This is a genomic window from Bacillus paramobilis, from assembly GCF_038096195.1.
In the GTDB taxonomy this organism is placed as follows: domain Bacteria; phylum Bacillota; class Bacilli; order Bacillales; family Bacillaceae_G; genus Bacillus_A; species Bacillus_A mobilis.
The window spans coordinates 926,757-950,238 of the sequence record NZ_CP151108.1 but is presented as its reverse complement, the minus strand read 5'-3'; the positions used below and the strand labels follow the sequence as shown (position 1 = coordinate 950,238).

The window sequence follows — 23,482 nt, the reverse complement described above, 5'->3', positions numbered from 1 at the left end:
TAAGAAAGGACTGTGATTACAAGGCATCATGAAAAAGATAATCATTATTTCTGCCACTACTATTGTAATCGGTATCACTTCTTTCGCTTACTTTGGTTCTAAATCACAACTGCAAAACGAGGCGAAAGCTGTCGAAAATCAACAGCATAGTAATCACCAAAAAGAAGAGATTCCTGCTTTTCCAAAAGCTGATCATAATGCAAAGAAACTAGACAATGATTTTTCCGTTGTAACAAATCCAGAGTCTAATCTTGTCTTAGTTAATAAACATCGAAAACTACCAGACGGATACACACCTGAAGACTTAACAAGACCGAACGTACCATTTACTAGTCCAAAAGATAAAGAAAAAACATTGCTGCGCAAAGATGCTGCAGATGCGCTTGAAAATATGTTTGAAGCGGCAAAGAAAGAAGGACTTGAACTTACAGCTGTATCTGGTTATCGTTCATACAAACGCCAAAAATCATTACATGATACATATGTTAGACGTCAAGGAAAAGCTGAAGCTGATTCAGTAAGTGCCATTCCTGGTACGAGTGAACATCAAACTGGTTTAGCAATGGATATTAGTTCAAAATCTGCTAAATTCCAATTAGAGCCTATCTTCGGAGAGACAGCCGAAGGAAAATGGGTTGCAGAACATGCTCATGAATTTGGCTTTGTCATTCGTTATTTAGAAGATAAAACAGAAACAACAGAATATGCATATGAACCTTGGCATTTACGCTACGTCGGTAATCCATACGCTACATACATATATAAACATCATTTAACATTAGAAGAAGCAATGAAAGACAAAAAATAAGAGAGCAAATTGCTCTCTTATTTTTCTTTCACTCTATCATTGTAGTAATTTTTTCTTCCACTCTCCAGGCCACGGTTCGCCTTTTCCTGTTTTTTTCGATGCTTGAACCATCATTCCACGACCAACTAAACAAACTTCTCCTTCTGCATTCTTCACCATATAATGCAAATCTAAAGAAGAATTCCCAACCGCTCCCGCTTTTACATACACCTTCAACTGTTCATCAAAATATATTTGCTTAATAAAATTGCATTGTAAATCTGCAACAACAATCATTGTTTCTGAAGATTCATGCGTCCATTCTTGCATAAATCCAAGTTCTTTAAACAATGCGATACGTGCTTCTTCAAAATAAGTAAAGGCAACGACATTATTTACATGTCCAAACATATCTACTTCACCAAAACGAACTTTTACAGGATTGTAGAATGAAAAACCACTTTCCCATTGCTCAAAGTCTTCAATATAAGAAATTCTCTTCATTGTTCCCTCTCCTTTTCGCCTCAAAATAAACAGAATAAACAGAAAAATAAAGTTATAAATATTGCCTCTTCTACATGAAGAGGCAATATTTATTAATAGTTATTGTCGCTACCAAAGAAATCTTTGAACGATTGAATTGTTGTATCACGGTTTAATGCCGCAATTGAAGTTGTTAATGGAATACCCTTTGGACATGATTGCACACAGTTTTGAGAGTTACCACAGTTTGCAAGTCCTCCATCTCCCATAATTGCACGTAAGCGATCTGCTTTATGCATTTCACCCGTTGGATGTGAGTTGAATAAACGAGCTTGTGATAACGGTGCTGGTCCAATAAAGTCAGATTTACTATTTACGTTTGGACATGACTCTAAGCAAACACCGCATGTCATACATTTTGAAAGCTCATAAGCCCATTGACGTTTCTTCTCAGGCATTCTTGGTCCTGGTCCTAAGTCATACGTACCATCAATTGGAATCCAAGCTTTAACGCGTTTTAGAGCGTTAAACATGCGACTACGGTCAACTTGTAAGTCACGTACAACTGGGAATGTCTTCATCGGCTTTAAGCGAATTGGTTGTTCTAATTGATCAATAAGAGCTGTACATGATTGACGTGGTTTTCCGTTAATCACCATCGAACATGCGCCACATACTTCCTCTAAACAGTTCATATCCCATGCAATCGGAGTCGTCTGGTTTCCTTTTGAATCAACAGGATTACGACGAATTTCCATCAGTGCCGAAATAATGTTCATATTTGGACGATATGGAATTTCAAACTCTTGGTCAAACTCTTGTGCATCTGGTCCATCTTGTCTCGTAATGATGAGGCGGATTGTTTTCTCAGACATGTTGCTTATCCCCCTTCTCTTCACCCTTAGCAGCTACATCATGTTTTGAGGAATAGTCACGTTTACGTGGTTTAATTAATGAAACATCCACTTCTTCGTAATGGAATGCTGGTGCTTTTCCTTCTCCCTCAAATTTCGCCATCGTAGTTTTTAAGAAGTTTGCATCATCACGATTTGGGAATTCTGGTTTGTAATGCGCTCCGCGGCTTTCATTACGGTTATATGCGCCAATTGTAATGACACGTGCTAACTCAAACATATTTGCAAGTTGGCGTGTAAATGAAGCACCTTGGTTACTCCATCTCGCTGTATCGTTAATGTTAATGCGTTTGTAACGAGCCATTAACTCTTCAATTTTCGCATCAGTTTCTAGTAGCTTTTTATTTTCACGAACTACTGTAACGTTATCTGTCATCCATTCTCCAAGCTCTTTATGAAGAACATACGCATTTTCGTTACCATCGAGCGTTAAAATATTGTTAAATTTCTCTGTTTCGATTAATTCATTTTGTTCATATACAGTAGATGAAACAGCATCAGATGATTTAGAAAGACCTTTCATATACTCAATCGCGTTCGGTCCTGCTACCATACCACCGTAAATTGCTGATAATAGTGAGTTCGCACCAAGGCGGTTACCACCGTGCATAGAATAATCACACTCACCTGCCGCAAATAAACCTGGAATACTTGTCATCTGCTTATAATCAACCCATAACCCGCCCATTGAATAGTGAACTGCTGGGAAGATTTTCATTGGTAGTTTACGAGGATCATCACCTGTAAACTTCTCATAGATTTCAATAATTCCACCAAGTTTAATATCTAGTTCTTTCGGATCTTTATGAGAAAGATCTAAGTACACCATGTTTTCACCGTTAATACCTAGTTTTTGCTCTACGCAAACGTCAAAGATTTCACGCGTTGCAATATCACGAGGTACAAGGTTTCCGTAAGCCGGATATTTTTCTTCTAGGAAGTACCATGGCTTACCATCTTTATATGTCCAAACACGTCCACCTTCACCACGTGCAGATTCACTCATAAGACGTAATTTATCGTCTCCAGGAATTGCCGTTGGATGGATTTGAATGAACTCGCCGTTTGCATAATATGCGCCTTGTTGATATACAGCAGAAGCTGCTGTACCTGTATTTATAATAGAGTTAGTTGATTTTCCAAAGATGATACCAGGGCCCCCTGTTGCCATAATCACGGCATCAGCTTGGAAACTTTTAATCTCCATTGTTTGTAAGTCTTGTGCAACGATTCCTCGGCACACACCTTCGTCATCCACAACAGCTCGTAAGAAATCCCAACCTTCGTATTTCGTTACAAGTCCTGCTACTTCATGACGACGTACTTGCTCATCTAATGCGTATAGTAATTGCTGTCCAGTTGTCGCACCAGCAAATGCTGTACGGTGATGTTGTGTTCCACCAAAACGACGGAAATCAAGAAGTCCTTCTTCCGTACGGTTGAACATAACACCCATACGGTCCATTAAATGAATGATACCAGGTGCTGCTTCACACATTGCTTTGACTGGTGGTTGGTTCGCTAAGAAGTCCCCACCATAAATTGTATCGTCAAAGTGGATCCATGGAGAATCCCCTTCACCTTTTGTATTTACGGCACCGTTAATTCCACCTTGGGCACATACAGAATGCGAACGTTTTACTGGTACTAAAGAAAACAGTTCAACATTTACTCCTGCTTCCGCCGCTTTAATCGTTGCCATTAAGCCAGCCAAGCCACCGCCGACTACTATAAGTTTCCCTTTCATGCTCTCCCACTCCTTACTGGTTTGCTAGCTGTGGATCGATGAACGCTAATAATGCACTCACACCTACATAAGATAGACCTAAGAAAATAGCTAATGTTACATAAGTAGAGATTCTTTGTGAACGTGGAGATACTGTAATTCCCCAGCTGATGCAGAATGTCCATAGTCCATTTGCAAAGTGGAAAATTGTTGAAACAACACCGACTAAGTAGAATGCAAACATAGCTGGATTGTTTAAAATATCTGCCATCATATCATAGTTTACCTCTTTACCTAACATTGCTTGAATACGAGTTTCCCAGACGTGCCAAGAAATGAAAATCAGCGTAACGATACCTGAAATTCTTTGGAAGACGAACATCCAGTTACGGAAATAACCGTAAGAAACCGCATTGTTCTTAGCTGTAAATGCAATATATAAGCCATATATAGCATGGTACAGTATCGGTAAAAAGATGATGAAAATCTCTAGCGCGTACCGGAATGGAAGGAGCTCCATAAAGCCTGCAGCTTTGTTAAAAGCCTCTGCTCCTCGTGTTGCAAAGTTGTTTACAATTAAATGTTGCGTCAAAAAGACACCAACCGGGATGACCCCCATTAATGAGTGCCACTTACGAAACGTATACTCGCGGCCTTTCATGTCCCCATTACCCCCCTTGAATGTTTGACTGCTGTTTTCAGATTAGTTTACAACAATAATGTTTTTTCACTATTGACATAAGAAAAACTGAAAAAATTATTCGAAATATTTCAGCATAATTTGATACCAAGTTCATTTTACTCCTATTTTTGTCGAAGCGTCAAGAAAACGTATACATAATTTGCATATAATTTGCCAATTCTTTTTTTCTTCTTATCTATTCAGATTTTCCCAAAGAAAAATCTGTTTTTATAAATGAGAAATGTTATATAATAATCCCTATAGAAAGAGGGGAATATTGTGAGTAAAAATACAATCGATACAACATCTTTAGAAGATGTTTCATTGAACGCCTTCGCTTATGAATTGCTACGTGAAGAATTACTACCTGATTTAATCGGTAACGATTTAGATGGTATTTTATACTGGTCCGGTAGAAACCTTGCAAGAAAATATCCACTAGAAACAACTGAAGAAGTCATTCAGTTCTTCGAAAAAGCTGGCTGGGGCACTTTAAGCATTATTGAACATAAGCGTCGTGAAATGCAGTTTCAACTTAAAGGCACACTCATCGCTGAACGCCAAAAACAAAACAGACATTCTTCTTATCAATTAGAAGCTGGATTCATCGCTGAACAAATTCAAAAACAACGAAACGTCGTTGCAGAGTCCTATGAAGAAAAGAAAAAACGTTCAGATTCTATTACATTTCTTGTGAAATGGGATATAAAAGATCTCATTGAAGTGTAGCATTACCTACAGTCAACTAGACATATAAGTTTAGTTGACTTTTTTGTATTTTCATTCAGTTGAATTTATTTTAAATCTTCAGAAATTATACCAGAAAATAGAAGACGTTGTAAACTACAACGTCTTCTTATCCGCTAAATAAGTATAAATCGTTTCTGCGACATTTTTCGGCATACCCGCTTCGACAAATTCCGTTACAGAAGCTTCTTTCATCTTTTTTAGCGATCCAAAATGTTTCAACAATATCTTTTTTCGTTTATCCCCAATTCCAGGAATATCATCCAGTGCTGATTGAATAACAGATTTCCCGTGTAATTGACGATGGAATGTAATCGCAAATCGATGCACTTCATCTTGAATGCGCTGCAATAAATAAAATTCTTGGCTATTTCTCTCAAGCATCACAGGTTCAGGCGGGTCCCCAATAATTAAATGGGAGGTTTTATGTTTGTCATCTTTTACAAGACCTGCCATCGGAATATATAAACCGAGTTCATTTTCTAGAACATCACTTACAGCTGCCAGATGACCTTTTCCACCATCAATAATGATTAAATCTGGTAAAGGCAAACTCTCTTTCAGTGCCCTTGTATAACGGCGTCTCACAACTTCTCTCATAGACTCATAATCATCCGGTCCTTGAACCGTTTTAATTTTATATTTCCTGTATTCTTTCTTAGCTGGTTTCCCATCGATAAAAGCAATCATTGCAGAAACAGGATTCGTCCCTTGAATATTTGAGTTATCAAACGCCTCAATACGATACGGTGTTTCAATCCCAAGCTGCTTCCCTAAATGATCTACCGCTTTAATCGTTCGCTCTTCATCACGTTCAATTAAGTAGAATTTCTCTTCAAGAGCAATCTTCGCATTTTTATTTGCTAATTCTACAAGATCTTTTTTCTTGCCACGTTTTGGCTGTGTCGCTTCCACTTCTAAAAAGCGCTCTACTAGCTCTGAGTCTATACTTCCTGGAACGACAATTTCCTTCGGCTTAAAATGACTGCTGTTCTCATAAAATTGACCGATAAACGTTAAAAATCCCTCTTCTGGTTCATCGTAGATTGGAAACATAGAAACGTCACGTTCAATTAGCTTTCCTTTTCGAACGAAGAAAACTTGAACACACATCCACCCTTTATCAACTGCATACCCAAACACATCACGATCCACTAAGTCACTCATAATCATCTTTTGTTTTTCCATAATCGCATCAATATGCGCAATTTGATCGCGTAATTCTTTTGCGCGTTCAAATTCTAGTTTCTCTGAAGCTTCATACATCTTTGTTTCTAATTCTGAACGAACTTCTTTATGTCCACCATTTAAAAACTTAATAATTTCATCTACAATTTCTTTGTTTTGTTCTTCCGTAACTTCTTTCACACAAGGTGCTAAACATTGACCCATATGATAATATAAACAAACTTTATCGGGCATATTTGAACACTTACGAAGCGGATACATACGATCTAGCAATTTTTTCGTTTCATGAGCTGATTGTGCATTCGGATAAGGGCCAAAATACTTTCCTTTATCCTTTTTTACGTTTCGCGTAATGAGTAATCGCGGCTGTTTTTCAGCTGTAATTTTAATAAAAGGATATGTCTTATCATCTTTTAATTGAATATTATATTTTGGATCATGTTTTTTTATTAAATTTAACTCTAAAATGAGAGCTTCTAGATTTGAGGAGGTTACAATATATTCAAAATCTACAATTTCTCCGACAAGCCGAAGTGTTTTTCCATCATGCGAACCAGTAAAGTACGAGCGCACACGATTTTTAAGCACTTTTGCCTTTCCGACATATATAACCGTTCCTTGCTTATCTTTCATTAAATAACAACCGGGTTGATCTGGTAAAATAGCCAACTTCTCTTTTAAATGTTCGTGCACTCGTCACCCTCCATTTCTACATGCTTAGCATTTTTATTTTCACACGAAAACATACTATGCCAAAATACCCAACATACGTTCTTTTATTGTAACGGAAAGGTGTAAAAAAGGAAAATAAAAAAAGCTACCAAATGGCAGCCCCTTTATTTTAGAAGTGTTTAGAAACTAATTCTACTAACGCTTCTTTCGGTTTGTAACCTAACGCTTGATCAACTACTTTACCGTCTTTTAATACGAAAAGAGCTGGAATGCTCATTACTTCGAATTGACGAGCAGTTTCTTGGTTTTCATCCACGTCTACTTTTACTACTTTTACTTTTTCGCCTAGTTCTGCATCAATTTCCTCTAATACAGGAGCGATCATTTTACAAGGTCCACACCAAGGTGCCCAGAAATCTAATAATACAACACCTTCGCTAGTTTCAGCTGCGAAGCTTTGGTCATTTGCGTTTACAATTGCCATTTTATTTCCTCCTTCAAGTATATTCTACCAAGAGTATATCATTAACTTATATACGTGGCGAATAATATGTATCGTTATGTATTGTAACAAAAAAGTGTTCCTTTATACTATATAAAAATACGGATTACATACTAAAAAGATGAGAGACAGGGGATCTCTCACCTTTTTCTATATATAGGGGTACTTCACTTGGAACTCAAGGGTACTCAAATCATGAATGTACTTTTAACTTTTTAAACTCTTCTGTTAAAAGAGGTAAGACTTCAAACAAATCGCCAACAATACCATAGTCAGCTACTTTGAAGATACTTGCTTCTGGGTCTTTATTAATCGCAACGATTATTTTCGAGTTAGACATACCAGCTAAATGCTGAATCGCACCAGAAATACCGCATGCAATATATAAGTCTGGCGTAACAACTTTACCAGTTTGACCAATTTGTAATGAGTAATCGCAATACTCAGCGTCACAAGCACCACGAGATGCTCCAACAGCGCCGCCTAATACGTCAGCTAACTCTTTTAATGGCTTGAATCCTTCTTCACTCTTCACACCGCGTCCGCCAGCGATAATAACTTTCGCTTCAGAAAGATCAACACCTTCTGCAGTTTTACGGACGACATCTTGAATGATTGTACGTAAGTCTTTCACATCTACTGTAATAGAAGATACGTCACCACTGCGAGACTCATCTTTTCCAAGCGTTGCAATGTTATTTGGACGCACTGTCGCAAATAACATACCGTCTGTTACAATCTTCTTCTCAAACGCTTTACCAGAGTAGATTGGACGAGTGAAGATAACATTTCCACCTTCAACTTCTAAAGCAGTTACGTCAGAAACTAGACCAGCTTCAAGTTTCGCTGCTAACTTTGGTGATAAATCTTTACCAAGTGCTGTATGTCCAAATACAATACCCTCTGGCTTTTCTTCAGCATATACAGCTAAAAACGCTTGTGCATATCCATCAGATGTATATGATTTTAATTTATCATTTTCAACTGTCACAACGCGATCTGCACCGTAATGAATCAATTCATTTGCAAAAGAGGCAACGCTGTCTCCAACTAGAAGACCTACTACTTCACCGCCTTCTGCAATTGTTTTTGCTGCTGCTACCGCTTCAAACGAAACGTTACGTAGCGATCCATCACGAACTTCACCCATTACCAATACTTTACGAGCCATAGATTTTCCCTCCTGCATATATAATTTCGTATTTTATTAGATTACTTTCGCTTCTGTATGGAGCAACGATACAAGTTCTTTTACTTGATCTTGCAGCTCGCCTTGTAACACTTTTCCTGCATCTTTCTTAGGAGGCAAATAGATTTCAATTGTTTTTGTCTTTGCTTCCACATCATCTTCTTCTAAATCTAAATCATCTAATTCTACTTCTTCTAGTGGCTTTTTCTTCGCTTTCATAATACCTGGAAGCGATGGATAACGCGGTTCATTTAAACCTTGTTGTGCTGTTACTAAAACTGGTAATGAAGTTTCAATCACTTCCGTATCACCTTCAACATCACGCTCAATCTTCACATTTGTACCGTCAATTTCAAGTTTTGTAATTGTCGTTACGTACGGAATATTTAACGCTTCAGCTACACGTGGACCAACTTGTCCAGATGCACCATCAATTGCAACGTTCCCACCTAAAATTAAATCTGCATCTTTATCTTTTAAATATTCAGCAAGTACTTTTGCTGTCGTGAACTGGTCACCATTTTCAACATCATCTTCAATATTAATTAATACCGCTTTATCGCAGCCCATCGCTAATGCCGTACGAAGTTCTTTCTCACTTTCTTCGCCACCGACTGTTACAACAGTAACTTCGCCACCTTGTGCGTCTCTTACTTGAATTGCTTCTTCAATCGCATATTCGTCGTAAGGGTTGATGATGAATTCCGCTTCGCCATCGTAAATTGCACCGTTTTTAATTACGATTTTTTCTTCTGTATCAAATGTTCGTTTCATGAGTACGTAGATGTTCATTCCATTTACCCCCTTGTTTTTCAGAAAGATTCTATCAATTTTAATTTTCTGTTAATTTATATTAAAAAAATAATTGAACTACCTGCCACTAAATGAAGGTTTACGCTTTTCTAAAAACGCTGCTACACCTTCTCTTCCATCTTCACCCGTAAATACTTCACCAAAGATTTGAGCTTCGCGTTGTACACCTTCATAATAATGAGACGATTTCGTCGTTTGCAATAACTCTAGTACAGCACGAGTCGTCGCTGGGCTTTTTCCAGCAATCTGTTTTGCAACTTTAAGCGTATCATCTAAAAATGTTTCTTCAGCAAAAACTCCGTTAACAAGTCCCCATTTTAATGCTTCTGCACCAGTAATCGGTGTACTTGTTAACATCATTTCACAAGCTTTCGCTTTCCCAACATAACGTGGTAATCGCTGTGTACCTGCAAATCCAGGAATTAATCCAAGTGTTAATTCAGGTAAACCAAGTTTTGCACTTTCAGTTGCAAAGCGCATGTGGCAAGACATAGCAAACTCAAGGCCGCCGCCAAGTGCCGCTCCATGAATTGCCGCGATAACTGGTTTTGAACATTTTTCAACACGCTCAAACGTAACTTGTCCAAGCTGCGCTAATTCTGTCGCTTGCTTCGCTTCAGTAACAGATGTAAATTCTTTAATATCTGCTCCCGCCGAGAAGAAGCGCCCTTCACCGTGAATAACAACAACACGAATGTTATCATCTTTCTCCACTTGATCAATTAATTCAGTAACGTCATGCATAACTTGTGAAGACATCGCGTTAGCTGGCGCATGATTTAACGTCGCCACCGCGATATGATCTTCAACTCTTACAGATAGGAATTTCAACATGATCCCTCCCATTATTGACGATAACCACAAGCTGCAATAAGTAGCCCATGTACCGTTTTTGAAAGTGCGACCAGATCATACTTATGATCGCTCATTACCCAATTGGTCACAACTTCATCTACTGTTCCAAAGATCATTTGTCTTGCCACACGAACATTTAAATCCGCTTGGAATTCACCTTGCTTTATACCTGTCTCTAAAATCTCATCCATAACTTGTAAGTAGCCTTTTAATACTTCATTTATTTTCAGTCGTAAGTCTTGATTGGACTGTCTTAGCTCTAATTGCGTAACGATAGCAAGAGGATCATTTTGTGACAACAGCAAGAAGTGCGTTTCTACCAACATGAACAATTTCGATACAGCGCTTTCAATTCCTGCTGTTTTTTGACGAATTGTTTCGACAAATTCTCCCATCTTCTCTTGGAATAAGGATATTAATATATCTTCTTTATTTTTAAAATATAAGTAAATCGTGCCATCAGCTACCCCAGCTTGCTTTGCTATTTTAGAAACTTGCGCTTGGTGGTACCCATTCTCCGCAATCACAATGACTGCCGCATCAATAATTTGATTGTATTTCGGTCTATTTTTCTTCACTTTACTGTCCCCTTCAAGAAGATGACTGAATGAATAGTCATTCATATTCTTATAATACTGACTATTTAGAAAAGTGTCAATCCCATTTTTTCAAAAAGAAAGGGCCTTAGCCCGTTTGCTCATCCTCATTCTTTCTTTTCTCTTCATCTATTAGGACACGGCGTAAAATTTTTCCGACTGTCGTTTTCGGCAGTTCATCTCTAAACTCATATACTTTCGGCACTTTATAAGCCGCTAAATATTTACGCGCAAACTGGTTTAATTCTTCCTCAGAACACTCCGCACCTTCTTTTAACACAACAAATGCTTTAACTGTCTCTCCTCGGTACGGATCGGGAATCCCAATCGTCACTACTTCTTGCACCTTTTCATGCTCATATAATACTTCTTCTACTTCACGAGGATATACATTAAAGCCACTCGCAACAATCATATCTTTCTTACGATCTTTCACATAGAAAAATCCATCTTCATCCATGTAACCAACATCCCCTGTATGAAGCCACCCGTCTTGTAATACAGCTGCTGTTTCTTCTGGCTTATTCCAATACCCTTTCATAATTTGAGGGCCCTTTACAACAATTTCACCAATTTCACCTGGAGGTAAAGCCTCTCCAGTTTCAAGTGACATAATGTTTGCCTCTGTATCTGGCCACGGCACACCAATACTTCCTGGCACGCGTTTTTCCCACAAAAAGTTCCCATGTGTAACTGGCGACGACTCCGTTAATCCATAACCTTCTACCAATTTTCCACCTGTAACTCTCTCAAACTCTTCCTGTACTTCTACAGGAAGCGGGGCAGATCCACTAATACAAGCCTCGATAGAAGAAATATCATATTCTTTTAAGAGGGGACTATTTAATAGAGCAATATAAATGGTTGGTGCCCCTGGAAATAGTGTGACTTTATGTTTTTTTATTGCTTCAAAAACCATTTTCATATCAAACTTCGGAATCAGCACCATTTTATATCCTTGCATAATACTTAAATTCATTACAGCTGTCATCCCATACACATGAAAGAACGGAAGAACACCAAGAATTACTTCTTCCCCTTCTTTACAATTATATAGCCAATGAGCTCCCATTAAAGTGTTTGAAACAAGGTTTTTATGCGTCAACATAACCCCTTTTGGAAATCCCGTTGTTCCCCCTGTATACTGCAAAAGAGCTAGATCATTTTCAGGATCACAAGGAACTTCAACATTAACATTACTTTCTCGTTCTACTGATTTCCATAGATGAATCGTTTCACTTTCCGACACATTCACAACAAGATTTGCCTGCTTTTTTTGTACAAATGGGTAAAGTAAATTTTTAGGGAAGGGTAAAAAGTCCGCAATACGGGTTACGATAATATGTTCAATTTTTGTAGCAGCTTGAACATTCGTTACTCTTGGAAACACTAAATCAAGACAAAGAATTACTTTTGCTCCCGAGTCATAAAGCTGGTATTCTAATTCTCTTTCTGTATATAGTGGATTTGTTTGTACTACGATACCTCCCGCAAGTAATGTACCATAATAACCAATTACAGATTGCGGACAGTTCGGCAACATAATAGCAACTCGATCCCCCTTTTCCACACCGAGCTTTTGAAGATAATTTGCAAATCTCTTCACCTTATCGTGGAAGTCTGAAAATGTAATATCCTTCCCTAAAAAGTGAAGCGCTTTCTTTTCTGGATAGCGAGAAGCCACCTGTTCCACGTATCCATGAAGCGGCTGAATATCATAAGAAATCGTACTTGGAATTTCCTCTGGATAACTTTTCAACCATGGTTTTTCCACCTTCATTCCCCCTTCAAATACATAAAAAATAAATGAATGTTCATTCATGATGGTTGTTTTCATTATATTATAGTCGCCATAACGTTACAATCATAATATTCTGACTTTTATATAACTATGCTTCACTCCATTAACTTCTTATTATATGTATAAACTCTCCTAATCTATAAAAGAAGTAAGAGAGTTATTATTTAGCTTAATCTTATTATCGTTAACACAGCTCCTGGTGTAGTTGTTGATAATGTGGCAACAGCTAACAAACCAAATAGTTGCAAACTAATAGCATCCCCCGCTGCAAGAGTTGTAATGATTGTTGCGCTAAATGATGTAGTTGCTAACGCAGGAGAATTGATCGTGCCAGCAAGTGGTGTTCCATTAATTGTAATCCGTGAACTTACTAATAATGAAGCCGTTATATTAATCGTATATGAAATATAATAATTCCCAGCATTCGCAACCGTAAATACTGTATTCCCCCCAGAAACAGTAATACCTGGACCGATGTTTTGATTATTTGGAAGCGGGACATTCGTTCCACCAAGAAGTACCGATATTGCTGTTCCCGACGTATTATTTGCAAATGCATACGTCGCTGTGATACTTGTACCTGTTATTCCCGTTGGACCGGTTGAGCCTGTTGCCCCTGTTATCCCTGTCGCCCCCGTTGGACCTGTTGCTCCCGTTATTCCTGTTGCTCCCGTCGCTCCTGTTGGGCCTGTTATTCCTGTCGCCCCCGTTGGACCTGTTGCTCCCGTTATTCCTGTTGCTCCCGTCGCTCCTGTTGGGCCTGTTATTCCTGTCGCCCCTGTTGGACCTGTTGCTCCCGTTATTCCTGTTGCTCCCGTCGCTCCTGTTGGGCCTGTTATTCCTGTCGCCCCTGTTGGACCTGTTGCTCCCGTTATTCCTGTTGCTCCCGTCGCTCCTGTTGGGCCTGTTATTCCTGTCGCTCCTGTTGGACCCGTTGGACCCGTTGCTCCTGTTGGACCTGTTGCTCCCGTTATTCCCGTTGCTCCCGTTGCTCCCGTTATTCCCGTCGCTCCTGTTGAGCCTGTTATTCCTGTCGCTCCTGTTGGGCCTGTTATTCCTGTCGCTCCTGTTGGACCTGTTATTCCTGTCGCTCCTGTTGGGCCTGTTATTCCTGTCGCTCCTGTTGGGCCTGTTATTCCTGTCGCTCCTGTTGGACCTGTTATTCCTGTCGCTCCTGTTGGACCTGTTGTTCCCGTTATTCCCGTCGCTCCTGTTGGACCTGTTGGGCCCAGCTTAGGAACTGTCCCATCACAACTAAAACAGCATGAATCAACATGTACACCATTTTGATTATTACACTCACAATACCCATTTATATTATTGCGCCATGAAGACATGTTGACCCCTTCCTTTACATTCGATCTTTTAAGTACAATCACCGAGTTAAAAAACATCTATTTAAATAACAAAGAAATATTTTACCTAGTGGGGATAAACACAGATTTAGTCCATACATTCTATTAATTATTACATGCAATTTGCTCTCTTTTTGCTTGTACTTTCGCCTTCTTGCTCAAACGAAATTCTTTTTCTCCATTCTGCATATACATATAAATTTCAATCCAATTGGTGCATTTATCAGCGGACTACTTGCAGTTGGAATTGTCCTTTTCTTTTCATGGAAATCAGGATTTAGCCCAACAGCCCTTGCTTTAATAGGAATCGGTATTTCAGCCCTCAGTTCAGCGATTATTCAAATATTTATTGTTAGAGCAAATTTGAACTTTGCTATACTTGGAGCACCTTATTTCTTATGGTTGATGAGGAAGAGTGGGAAGAAGGTTAGTTAAAAAGGAAACTATCTTTTTTTCACGAATGTAACCTATGAACATAACTAGGAGGGATAAATATGTACCAAACTATTGAAGGCTTCTTGCAATCATGGACATACGAGGCTGAGTCTACTCAAAAAATGCTCGATGCATTAACAGATGAGTCTTTATCACAAGAAATTGCATCTGGGCACTGGACATTAGGCAGAGTTGCTTGGCATATCGTGACTGCAATTCCTGTTATGCTATCTGGCACAGGGCTTAAGTTTGAAGGAGAAACGAAGGATTATCCTGTACCAATTTCTGCAACAACAATTGCTAATCAATACCGTAAAGTGAATGTAGCTTTTGTTGAAGCTCTTCAAGGCGAATGGACGGATAAAGACTTAGCTACTATTAATGACTTCTTTGGTCGTCCTATGCCAAATTCTATATTTCTAATGACACTTATTAATCATCAAAATCACCATCGCGGACAAATGACGGTTTTAATGCGACAAGCCGGCTTAACTGTCCCTGGCGTATATGGCCCTGCAAAAGAAGAATGGGCTGCAGCTGGAATGGAAGCTCCTAAAATGTAACGACAAAAAAGACAAGGTGTTTACACATCTTGTCTTTTTCTGTAACTTGTTTCATGTGAAACTATTTTTTCTAAATGGTTGTTTTATGGAAAAGATAGGTTAAAATGAATACATACTATGAAGAGGAGTAACCAAATTGAATACAAAGAATAAAAAAATAGCTCTGGGAACTATTTTATTAACTTCTATTATTGGAGTTATTAGTGTATCTCTTTATTTCACCTATTATGGTACCCCTTGGGGAAAACAAGCAGCAATTACGGAATCAAAAGAGTATATTACAAAATATTTTAATCTAGATGCAGAAGTCAAAAACACTTCTTACGATGCTAAAATGAATAGCTATGCAATCGCCTTTGAAACAAATAAAGACGGAGAGTTTACTATCGAATATAAAAGTCCTAATAACTTTCATATTTCTCCAGGAGTGCAAGAGTATTTAAGCAAACACTCCAAATTTACAGAGTAGTAACGAAGCATACATATACAAAAAAGAGTTGGTGTAACGCCAACTCTTTTTTACGTATTCTTATCATACAGTTATATCTTCCTTCTCTATATTTTTAATTCCGTAATATGCAATCACCACTCCAATTGCTGCAAGTGCTAGTTGAAGGGGAAGAAAAGTTGCTGTGGGAAACTCTGGGTTGCTATTCATTGCAATTGAGACAACGATAAGAGATGAAACAATTGTAGTTGGCACTGAACGTTTACGCATTCCGAAATATAGAGGGATTAAACTCATTCCCGCAGTTGCAATGGCTAAAGGAACCAGTTTTATTCCTTCTTGCACCAATTGATCTACTGTGAATGAATTAGGAAGAATTGAAAAATAGCTATCTATCCCAAAGAAAATTCCTACTACTAAAATGTTAGATACAATAACTGTTATAAATGTTACTATCGCTGTAATAGCCAACTTACTAGCCATCATTTTCTTTCGGTTAATAGGATAAGAAAACATAAGTAGTATTGTTTTATTTTTATATTCGCCAATTATTAACCTTGCGATTAACACACTACCAAAAATAATAAATGTTGCTCTTACTATTGTGCTAGCCATTAACAATATCGTCTCTGGATTCCTTATTTCTGCATCACCTTCTACTTGAGCGATGATGCTCACAAAGATCATTAATGCCAGTATAACAATATTTGCAATAATTGCCCTCTTCACGTACCAACCAAGCTTAAACTTTTTCAATTCTAGCTTCATTAAATGTAGCATGATAGTCCTCCTTCCTCCTAAGACTTAATCAATATAAATGACTCCTGTTTCACTTAAAATCTTCGCTTCATTTTTCGCATCACCAATCGTTCCTACTTTTATTTTTTCTGTATTTTTATCTTTATTAAGTCCTTTTAAATCCACTATTACGTCAGCTGAATTACTTTTAGCCATAAGCTTCAATGATGCTGGGACACCTTTATACCGTACGCCAATATCTCCTGATTTTGTTTCTACAAATAATGATTTTCCTTCTGTCATATCTTTCAGTAATACTTCCCCAGATGTTGAAGTGATGTTCATATTTTCGTTTTTTACATTTTCCACATAATTATCGCCAGTAGTGGAAGTTATATTTACATCTTGTAATAAACTATCTTTTAACATTAAATCTCCACTTTCGGATGTGAATTCACCCTTCTCTGCCCATAGTCCTGTAATCATTCCATCTCCAGATTTGCCTTTTGTCACGATGCTTTTTACTACTATATCGTTTATTTTCACATCACCCGATTTATTATTTAATACAATTTTATCTATTTCTTTCTTCGGAATAGCTATAGATATACTATTTTTCTTCCTAAACGTAAAACCATAAAAAAATCTATTCACCTTTTGTTTTTGTTTGATCAAAATTTCATTTTCGTCATTTTCTATTTTGACAGGATCTATCTCTTTACCTACTTGTTGCCCTTGAGCGGAAATTACTATTTTATTAGCGTCTGTACTTTTAAATTCAATATTCCAATTTTCATTGTCTACTTCTATTTCTTTTATATTATTGATCTCAAAAGACTTTTCTCTCTTAAAATCCTTCCCCTGAAATACCTTAAAACCAAAAACCGCACTAGCAATTGTAATGAATAATATTGCAATTACTATTATTTTTTTCACCATTCATACCCCAGTTCGTTTTTGTTTTAGGCCTGCTTCACGCCACATCAATCTTGTCGATTTTATGAAATGATAGATAACTAATGAAAATTCCTAATAAACAGAGCACGATTGGGATAGCTATAAAATCAAACATACTTACTTGATCGTTTCCAGCACCAACGTTACCACTAATCAGCATACCAATTATTACTGCAGAAGTAATCGTTGTCGGTGTCGATTTCTTTCTCATTCCAAAAAATAAAGGAATTAAACTTATACCAGATATCATAAATGCACTTATAATAGTAGCTGGAACGATAGCTATTATTTCGCCTATCGTAGCAGGTGTTTCAATCAGTCCAATCATTGGGCTCACAAAATACACGAGCAAACTAATAATGAAAGTAGCGATAATCGTGCTCACAAAACAAAAACAGAAAACAATTGTTAATTTCGCACTCATTAGCATTTTCCTTTGTAGCGGATACATAAATGATAGTTGTATCGTTTTGTTCTTATACTCATCAATTACTAAACGTGATAAAATGACCGAACTAAAAATAATGAATGTTATTCTAATAAAAATATTTGCTAAATCCATGTTCTGTTTGAAGTCAGAGAAGAGCACGTCTCCTTCAGCTTTCATTCCCAATGCCATAAGGCTTACTACAGCGAAAATTGCTATAATACAAATTGCTACACTTTTAAAGTAACTAGATAATTGATGCTTTTTCCACTCGAGCTTCATTAATCTAAGCATACAAACCACGCCTCCATTCTTTATATAACTGTCTCTACACTGCTAACATTCTAATTCCAGCAGTAACTACGCTTAACATTCCTATCATTAGCAGAATTAACAACCATTTCCGCTCTGGTTTCTTATAATATAAAATCCCGCTTATGAACATTACGACCAATCCACTTACTAGATTCACTAACAATCCATTAAGCATGAATGCCCTCTCCATCCATTACATTTAAGAAATATTCTTCTAAGGAACTATGTTTCTTATTAATACTTTCAATTTCTACATCGTTCATAATAAGTGCTTTTGAAATAGCTTGTTGCGTCGCTGACGTATCATACACACGAATCATGTTTCCACTCATTATTTTGTAATTTTTTATACCGAGTTTATCTTCTAAAATATAAGCTGCACGCTTCACATCAGGAACAGTAATTTCAATGTACTCTGTTTGTTTTCCGTTAATGCTCTTCATTGAAACTTCTTTTATTAGTTTTCCATTTTGAATCACACCAATTGTATCTGCCATTAGTTCCATCTCACCTAAAATATGACTAGACACTAATAATGTAATGCCATATTCTTTGCAAAGCATTTTAAATAAGTCTCGTAATTCTTTAATACCAATTGGATCTAAACCGTTAATTGGTTCATCTAAAATGAGTAATTCTGGCTTCGTCATAATCGCCCTTGCAATACCAAGTCGTTGCTTCATCCCTAATGAAAAGTCTTTTACTTTTTTATCATCTATACCGTGCAGTTTTACTAAATGTAAAGCATGATCAATTGCGTTCTTATCGTAATACCCCATATATTCACAATGTAATTCTAGGTTTTCCTTCGCCGTTAATTTATCATAAAAGATTGGATATTCGATAATGGTCCCCATGCGCTTTAACAATTCATAAGATGTATCTGTTAACTTCTCACCAAAAATTTCAATATCACCGCTCGTCGGTTTTATTAAATTTGTGATCATTTTCATAATCGTTGTTTTTCCGGCACCATTCGGTCCTAAGAAACCGTATATCTCTCCTTTTTTTACATGCATGTTGACGCTAGAAATAACTTCTTTCCCTTTAAACACTTTCGTTAACTGATTCGTTTTTAATATATATGTCATGTCACTCTCTCCTTTCGCACTACCTTATACTTCTATAATAGACAATGGAAATCTCTTTTTTCTTACCCGTTCCTTACAAATTCCTTACGCTGAAAAAAAGCTTGTAGAATTTTCTTCTCTACAAGCTAAAACAGCATCTTTTTTAATACAACTGTAAAAATCGTTTTTTCATACGGCTTACTAGAAAGGTGAATTTTTCCATCCATCGCTTCCACAAGCCGTTTTGTAATCGTTAACCCTAGGCCACTTCCTTGGTACAATCTATTTCTAGAATCTTCAAGTGTGTACATACGTTCAAACACTTTATCAGCATGAGATTCGTCAATTCCTTTTCCTGTATCCCATACATCTATATACACACTCGTTTCATCATCTCTTAACGTCATACCAAGTGTCTTTCCATCGTCTCCATATGTAATCGCATTTGATATTAAATTATTCAATACTCTACCTAATACTTCTACATTTCCAAGTGCATATATATTTCTTTCTGGTATATCAATATGAACTTGAAACCCTTTCGTCGTCACTAAATCATAAAAAGATAAAATCTTCTCACGGCAAATTTCATTCATATTTACTTTTGTCATCTCGATTGCCTTGTCACCAGATTCTAATTTTGCTAAATCAAAAAACTTATGAATTAGTTCCATTACTTCTAGTGTTTTCACATGCACCTTTTCAAGTAATATTTGCTGTTCTTCTTTACTTATCGTTTTATCCTTATTTAACATTTCTGTATATCCAAGAATAACTGTTAGTGGCGTCTTTAAATCATGTGAAATATTTGAAAGCATTTTTCTCATCGAAATTTCTACTTTTGCATGATCTGCATTCGTTTTTTGTTTTGCATCTAATAGTTGATTAATTGCTACTAATAATTTTTGTAATTCTAGATCATCTGTCATAACGAGTAACTTCTCACCTGTTTGTCCATTTACAATACTTTCTAACTTTTCATATGTGTATCGTAAATTTTTACTACTATTTTTTCTCATTTTATATTGTATGTAAATGATACATAACAATATAAAAATAATACCTAGTAACAAATTGACCATATTACATCACTTCCAATTTATAGCCGATGCCCCATAACGTTTTAATATATTCTGGATTAGATGGATCACTTTCGATTTTCTCACGCAATCTTCTCATATGAACATTAATAACGTTATCATCACCGTAATACTCTTCGTTCCAAACTAATGAATATATTTGTGCTTTTGTAAATACACGATTTTGATTTTTTACGAACAGTTTTAAAATCTCAAATTCTTTTAAAGTAAGTTTGAGAGATTTCCCGTTTTTTTCTACGGTAAAATTAATTGGATCGATTGTTAAATCGCCAATTTGAATCATCTTTTCTGTTTCTTCTGTAGCCGAGTATTTCGTAGATCTCCGAATACCTGCCTTTACACGTGCAGCTAATTCAATCATAGAAAATGGCTTACAAATGTAATCATCTGCTCCAAGTCCTAATCCAACAGCTTTATCAACATCTGTATCTTTTGCCGACATCATTAAAATCGGAACAGCACTTTTTTCTCGAATGATTCGCACAACCTCTAAGCCATCTAGCTTTGGCATCATAATATCAAGGATAATCAAATCAAATGAACCTTTTAAATATGTGTTCACGCCCTCTTCTCCATCAGACGCAATTGTTACTTGAAAGCCTTCTTTTATTAAATACTTTTCCACCATCTCTTGAATTGAGATGTCATCTTCAACTAATAAAATATGATGTGACATATGTCTATCCCCTTTTTTACAAACATTAACATTTTAATTGTATCGTAACGAATGAATACTGTGAAGAATTATATGAATTTTCAAACCAACTTCCCTTCCTTCCATAACAATGATATGATGAAATTTACGACGATAGTTCATAATTAACTTTATATAAAGGAGACTTTATCATGTCAGAAAATAAAAAAGTAAGCTTAGCTGATTTAATGCGTGAACAACTTGCAAAGAAAAAGCAAGGTAGCGGTAATGGTCAAAATGCCAAAAACCAAAGCCAAGAAACAAAAAAATTACAAAACCAACAAACGAAGAAAACAAACAACCAACGTAGACGTACAGGTGTATAAATGAACGGACAAAAACGTTCTAATATCGCACCCGGCCTTGAAGTTGATATTGTATTAAAACAAGATCAACGCACAGGCAAATTAACACGTGGAATTGTAAAAGATATTTTAACAAACTCCCCTTCCCATCCGCATGGCATTAAAGTGCGATTGCAGGACGGGCAAGTCGGTAGAGTACAAAATATCGTTCAATAAGAAAAGGAGCTCAAGTAAACTCGAGCTCCTTTTTCTTTATTAACCTTTAATTTTCTCGATGAAAACTACTTTTAAATAGTCTCCTTCTTTAAATTGATCAATGGTACGGAAATCTTCTGGTAAAGAATGTTCTTCTAATATTTTATATTTGCCATTCATTTCTTTAAATGCCGTATCGATAAAGCCTTTAAACTTTTTCATATCGAACGCACTACAATTTGTAGAAGCAACGATAATCCCATTATTTTCTGTAATGGCAATTGTTTCTTTTAATAAGTTTTTATAATCTTTCGCTGCACTAAATGTATATTTCTTTGAGCGTGCAAAGCTTGGAGGGTCAAGTACGACCATATCAAATTTCATCTTTTTCTTCGCTGCATATTTGAAGTAAAGAAAGACATCTTCTACAATAATATCCTGCGCTTCATAATCAACTTCATTTACACTAAACTGCTCAATCGTTTTACTTAAACTACGATTTGCAAGGTCAACACTCGTCGTTTTGCTCGCTCCGCCAAGCGCTGCAAATACAGAGAAAGCACCTGTATAAGAGAACATATTTAACACAGTTCTTCCCTTTGCATACTTATCACGAATTTGTTTTCGAACGTTACGCTGATCTAAAAATACACCAACCATCGCTCCGTCGTTTAAATACACCGCAAAGTTCACACCATTTTCTTTTACGATAAGCGGGAACTCGCCGCGCTCTCCTGCTACGAAATCATCGCCTTCAATGTATTTCCCTTTCGTATCAAAACGCTTTTTCTCATAAATCCCTTTAAAGTTTGCTACTTTTTGAAGAGCTGCTATAATCTCATCTCTGAAAGTATAAATTCCTTCACTATACCAACTTACTACATAATAGCCATCATAATAATCGATAATTAGTCCGCCAAGACCATCACCTTCACCGTTTAGGGCGCGGAATGCTGTCGTATCACTTGATTTGTAAAATTGCTTTCGTTTATGTAAGGCAGATTTTATTTTACTTTCAAAGAAAGATTGATTAATTTGTTCACTCTCTTTTCTCGTTAAAATCCAGCCGTATCCTTTATTTTGTTTTCCATAATAGCCTTTTCCGATGAATTTGTTCTTCTCATCTACCACTTTAATGATTGTTCCTTCTTCCTGAACATCATTTGAATTTTGAATCGCATCTTTTAAAATAAGCGGATATCCACTTTTAATTTCTTTTATAAATTTCGGTTTTATTTTTATAGTAACTTCTGATCGCATATAATAACTTCCTTTCCATTTGCATGCTTTCTACTATAGGAAGCATTTAAAAAACGAGACTGAATAAACAGCCTCGTTTCACTATACCATATTATTGCTTTGCTAGTACAACTAGCTCATTCTCTCGCTTAACTGCCCCATATTTACTACATTTTGAAATGGAAATCTTACTCTCCAAAATAATAAAAAAACTTATTTATTTCACATTTACCATTGACAATGATAATGATTTTCATTATCATTTAATGTATATGAGTTCTCGAAAATACAGGCTACATTTAATAGGAGGAATAAAACATGATTATTGTTACAAATACAGCTAAAATTACAAAGGGAAATGGGCATAAATTAATTGAGCGTTTTAATAAAGTAGGTCAAGTCGAAACGATGCCAGGCTTTTTAGGATTAGAAGTTCTTTTAACACAAAATACAGTTGATTATGATGAAGTAACAATTAGCACACGCTGGAATGCAAAAGAAGATTTCCAAGGTTGGACGAAGAGCTCAGCATTTAAAGATGCTCACTCACATCAAGGCGGGATGCCAGAATATATTCTTGATAATAAGATCACTTACTACAATGTTGAAGTTGTACGTATGCCAATGGCTGCAGCACAGTAAACATATTTCTTTTTTAAAGTATAGAATATGAGAAGCGTTACCGC

Annotated in this window: 27 protein-coding genes and 1 pseudogene; 8 read left to right on the top strand and 20 right to left on the bottom strand. The window is 36.6% G+C overall.

Annotated elements, in window-relative coordinates:
• The first annotated feature begins 28 nt into the window (after positions 1-28).
• Complete coding sequence (locus AABL52_RS04955) at positions 29-808, top strand: M15 family metallopeptidase (protein ID WP_341519003.1); 780 nt, start codon at positions 29-31, stop codon at positions 806-808.
• Between the two features lie 36 nt (positions 809-844).
• Here the strand turns inward: AABL52_RS04955 and AABL52_RS04950 are convergent, their stop codons facing one another.
• The 4 genes from AABL52_RS04950 to sdhC form a co-directional block, all read right to left on the bottom strand.
• Positions 845-1,291, bottom strand: coding sequence for an acyl-CoA thioesterase (locus AABL52_RS04950; protein ID WP_000822737.1), 447 nt, complete (start codon positions 1,289-1,291; stop codon positions 845-847).
• 92 nt (positions 1,292-1,383) lie between these two features.
• Positions 1,384-2,145: a succinate dehydrogenase iron-sulfur subunit gene (gene sdhB / locus AABL52_RS04945; RefSeq protein WP_001291830.1), complete on the bottom strand. Its 762-nt coding sequence runs from the start codon at positions 2,143-2,145 to the stop codon at positions 1,384-1,386.
• Positions 2,138-3,931 (bottom strand): succinate dehydrogenase flavoprotein subunit, encoded by a 1,794-nt coding sequence (sdhA, locus tag AABL52_RS04940; protein WP_061677094.1) that lies wholly within the window; start codon positions 3,929-3,931, stop codon positions 2,138-2,140. The genes sdhB and sdhA overlap by 8 nt, the downstream gene beginning before the upstream one ends.
• 13 nt (positions 3,932-3,944) lie before the next feature.
• Positions 3,945-4,571 carry a succinate dehydrogenase cytochrome B558 gene (gene sdhC, locus AABL52_RS04935; protein WP_000678354.1) on the bottom strand — a complete coding sequence of 209 codons (627 nt, stop codon included), beginning with the start codon at positions 4,569-4,571 and terminating at the stop codon, positions 3,945-3,947.
• 300 nt (positions 4,572-4,871) lie between these two features.
• On the opposite strand from sdhC, the gene AABL52_RS04930 reads away from it, so the two are divergent.
• Positions 4,872-5,321: a YslB family protein gene (locus AABL52_RS04930; protein WP_000042227.1), complete on the top strand. Its 450-nt coding sequence runs from the start codon at positions 4,872-4,874 to the stop codon at positions 5,319-5,321.
• A 114-nt stretch (positions 5,322-5,435) separates the two neighbouring features.
• On the opposite strand, the gene uvrC is transcribed toward AABL52_RS04930, so the two are convergent.
• The 8 genes from uvrC to AABL52_RS04890 all read right to left on the bottom strand — a co-directional run bounded on the left by uvrC (position 5,436) and on the right by AABL52_RS04890 (position 14,292).
• Complete coding sequence (gene uvrC / locus AABL52_RS04925) at positions 5,436-7,220, bottom strand: excinuclease ABC subunit C (RefSeq protein WP_000544269.1); 1,785 nt, start codon at positions 7,218-7,220, stop codon at positions 5,436-5,438.
• Between the two features lie 148 nt (positions 7,221-7,368).
• Positions 7,369-7,683 (bottom strand): thioredoxin, encoded by a 315-nt coding sequence (gene trxA / locus AABL52_RS04920; protein ID WP_001018943.1) that lies wholly within the window; start codon positions 7,681-7,683, stop codon positions 7,369-7,371.
• A 211-nt stretch (positions 7,684-7,894) separates the two neighbouring features.
• The gene (gene etfA / locus AABL52_RS04915) at positions 7,895-8,872 is read right to left on the bottom strand and encodes an electron transfer flavoprotein subunit alpha (RefSeq protein WP_341519002.1); all 978 of its coding nucleotides are present in this window, start codon (positions 8,870-8,872) and stop codon (positions 7,895-7,897) included.
• Positions 8,873-8,908: 36 nt separating this feature from the next.
• Positions 8,909-9,682 carry an electron transfer flavoprotein subunit beta gene (etfB, locus tag AABL52_RS04910; RefSeq protein ID WP_063261310.1) on the bottom strand — a complete coding sequence of 258 codons (774 nt, stop codon included), beginning with the start codon at positions 9,680-9,682 and terminating at the stop codon, positions 8,909-8,911.
• Between the two features lie 78 nt (positions 9,683-9,760).
• Positions 9,761-10,537, bottom strand: coding sequence for an enoyl-CoA hydratase (locus AABL52_RS04905; RefSeq protein WP_000911294.1), 777 nt, complete (start codon positions 10,535-10,537; stop codon positions 9,761-9,763).
• Positions 10,538-10,548: 11 nt separating this feature from the next.
• On the bottom strand, positions 10,549-11,181 hold the full coding sequence (locus AABL52_RS04900) for a TetR/AcrR family transcriptional regulator (RefSeq protein ID WP_002001012.1): 633 nt from the start codon (positions 11,179-11,181) through the stop codon (positions 10,549-10,551).
• Between the two features lie 61 nt (positions 11,182-11,242).
• Positions 11,243-12,928 (bottom strand): long-chain-fatty-acid--CoA ligase, encoded by a 1,686-nt coding sequence (locus AABL52_RS04895; protein ID WP_341519001.1) that lies wholly within the window; start codon positions 12,926-12,928, stop codon positions 11,243-11,245.
• A 191-nt stretch (positions 12,929-13,119) separates the two neighbouring features.
• Entirely contained in the window at positions 13,120-14,292 is a 1,173-nt protein-coding gene (locus tag AABL52_RS04890) for a BclA C-terminal domain-containing protein (RefSeq protein ID WP_341519000.1), read from the bottom strand.
• 141 nt (positions 14,293-14,433) lie between these two features.
• On the opposite strand from AABL52_RS04890, the pseudogene AABL52_RS04885 reads away from it, so the two are divergent.
• The 3 genes and pseudogenes from AABL52_RS04885 to AABL52_RS04875 form a co-directional block, all read left to right on the top strand.
• Positions 14,434-14,685: pseudogene (locus AABL52_RS04885) on the top strand (iron chelate uptake ABC transporter family permease subunit); the annotation flags it as partial.
• Positions 14,686-14,804: 119 nt separating this feature from the next.
• Positions 14,805-15,308, top strand: coding sequence for a DinB family protein (locus AABL52_RS04880; RefSeq protein WP_341518999.1), 504 nt, complete (start codon positions 14,805-14,807; stop codon positions 15,306-15,308).
• 136 nt (positions 15,309-15,444) lie between these two features.
• The gene (locus AABL52_RS04875) at positions 15,445-15,777 is read left to right on the top strand and encodes a spore coat protein C (protein WP_341518998.1); all 333 of its coding nucleotides are present in this window, start codon (positions 15,445-15,447) and stop codon (positions 15,775-15,777) included.
• 63 nt (positions 15,778-15,840) lie between these two features.
• Here the strand turns inward: AABL52_RS04875 and AABL52_RS04870 are convergent, their stop codons facing one another.
• The 7 genes from AABL52_RS04870 to AABL52_RS04840 all read right to left on the bottom strand — a co-directional run bounded on the left by AABL52_RS04870 (position 15,841) and on the right by AABL52_RS04840 (position 21,039).
• Entirely contained in the window at positions 15,841-16,536 is a 696-nt protein-coding gene (locus AABL52_RS04870) for an ABC transporter permease (RefSeq protein WP_087968430.1), read from the bottom strand.
• 24 nt (positions 16,537-16,560) lie between these two features.
• Positions 16,561-17,433: a DUF4097 family beta strand repeat-containing protein gene (locus AABL52_RS04865; protein WP_341518997.1), complete on the bottom strand. Its 873-nt coding sequence runs from the start codon at positions 17,431-17,433 to the stop codon at positions 16,561-16,563.
• 34 nt (positions 17,434-17,467) lie between these two features.
• Positions 17,468-18,172, bottom strand: coding sequence for an ABC transporter permease (locus AABL52_RS04860; RefSeq protein WP_033691303.1), 705 nt, complete (start codon positions 18,170-18,172; stop codon positions 17,468-17,470).
• A gap of 34 nt (positions 18,173-18,206) precedes the next feature.
• Positions 18,207-18,368 (bottom strand): hypothetical protein, encoded by a 162-nt coding sequence (locus tag AABL52_RS04855; RefSeq protein ID WP_033691305.1) that lies wholly within the window; start codon positions 18,366-18,368, stop codon positions 18,207-18,209.
• Complete coding sequence (locus tag AABL52_RS04850; protein WP_000221077.1) at positions 18,361-19,284, bottom strand: ABC transporter ATP-binding protein; 924 nt, start codon at positions 19,282-19,284, stop codon at positions 18,361-18,363. Before AABL52_RS04850 ends, AABL52_RS04855 begins: the two co-directional genes overlap by 8 nt.
• Before the next feature lie 125 nt (positions 19,285-19,409).
• Complete coding sequence (locus tag AABL52_RS04845; protein ID WP_341518996.1) at positions 19,410-20,345, bottom strand: HAMP domain-containing histidine kinase; 936 nt, start codon at positions 20,343-20,345, stop codon at positions 19,410-19,412.
• Position 20,346: 1 nt separating this feature from the next.
• A complete protein-coding gene (locus AABL52_RS04840) occupies positions 20,347-21,039 on the bottom strand; it encodes a response regulator transcription factor (protein WP_000018026.1) in 693 nt (230 codons plus the stop codon).
• A 170-nt stretch (positions 21,040-21,209) separates the two neighbouring features.
• Between AABL52_RS04840 and AABL52_RS04835 the strand changes: the two genes are divergently transcribed.
• Positions 21,210-21,383: a hypothetical protein gene (locus tag AABL52_RS04835; protein WP_001293586.1), complete on the top strand. Its 174-nt coding sequence runs from the start codon at positions 21,210-21,212 to the stop codon at positions 21,381-21,383.
• On the top strand, positions 21,384-21,578 hold the full coding sequence (locus AABL52_RS04830) for a YwbE family protein (RefSeq protein WP_001014310.1): 195 nt from the start codon (positions 21,384-21,386) through the stop codon (positions 21,576-21,578).
• Positions 21,579-21,617: 39 nt separating this feature from the next.
• Here the strand turns inward: AABL52_RS04830 and AABL52_RS04825 are convergent, their stop codons facing one another.
• Positions 21,618-22,817, bottom strand: a complete 1,200-nt coding sequence (locus AABL52_RS04825) for a class I SAM-dependent rRNA methyltransferase (protein WP_341518995.1) — start codon at positions 22,815-22,817, stop codon at positions 21,618-21,620.
• Between the two features lie 297 nt (positions 22,818-23,114).
• Between AABL52_RS04825 and isdG the strand changes: the two genes are divergently transcribed.
• Positions 23,115-23,438, top strand: coding sequence for a heme oxygenase (gene isdG / locus AABL52_RS04820; RefSeq protein ID WP_000587825.1), 324 nt, complete (start codon positions 23,115-23,117; stop codon positions 23,436-23,438).
• The last annotated feature ends 44 nt before the right edge of the window (positions 23,439-23,482 follow it).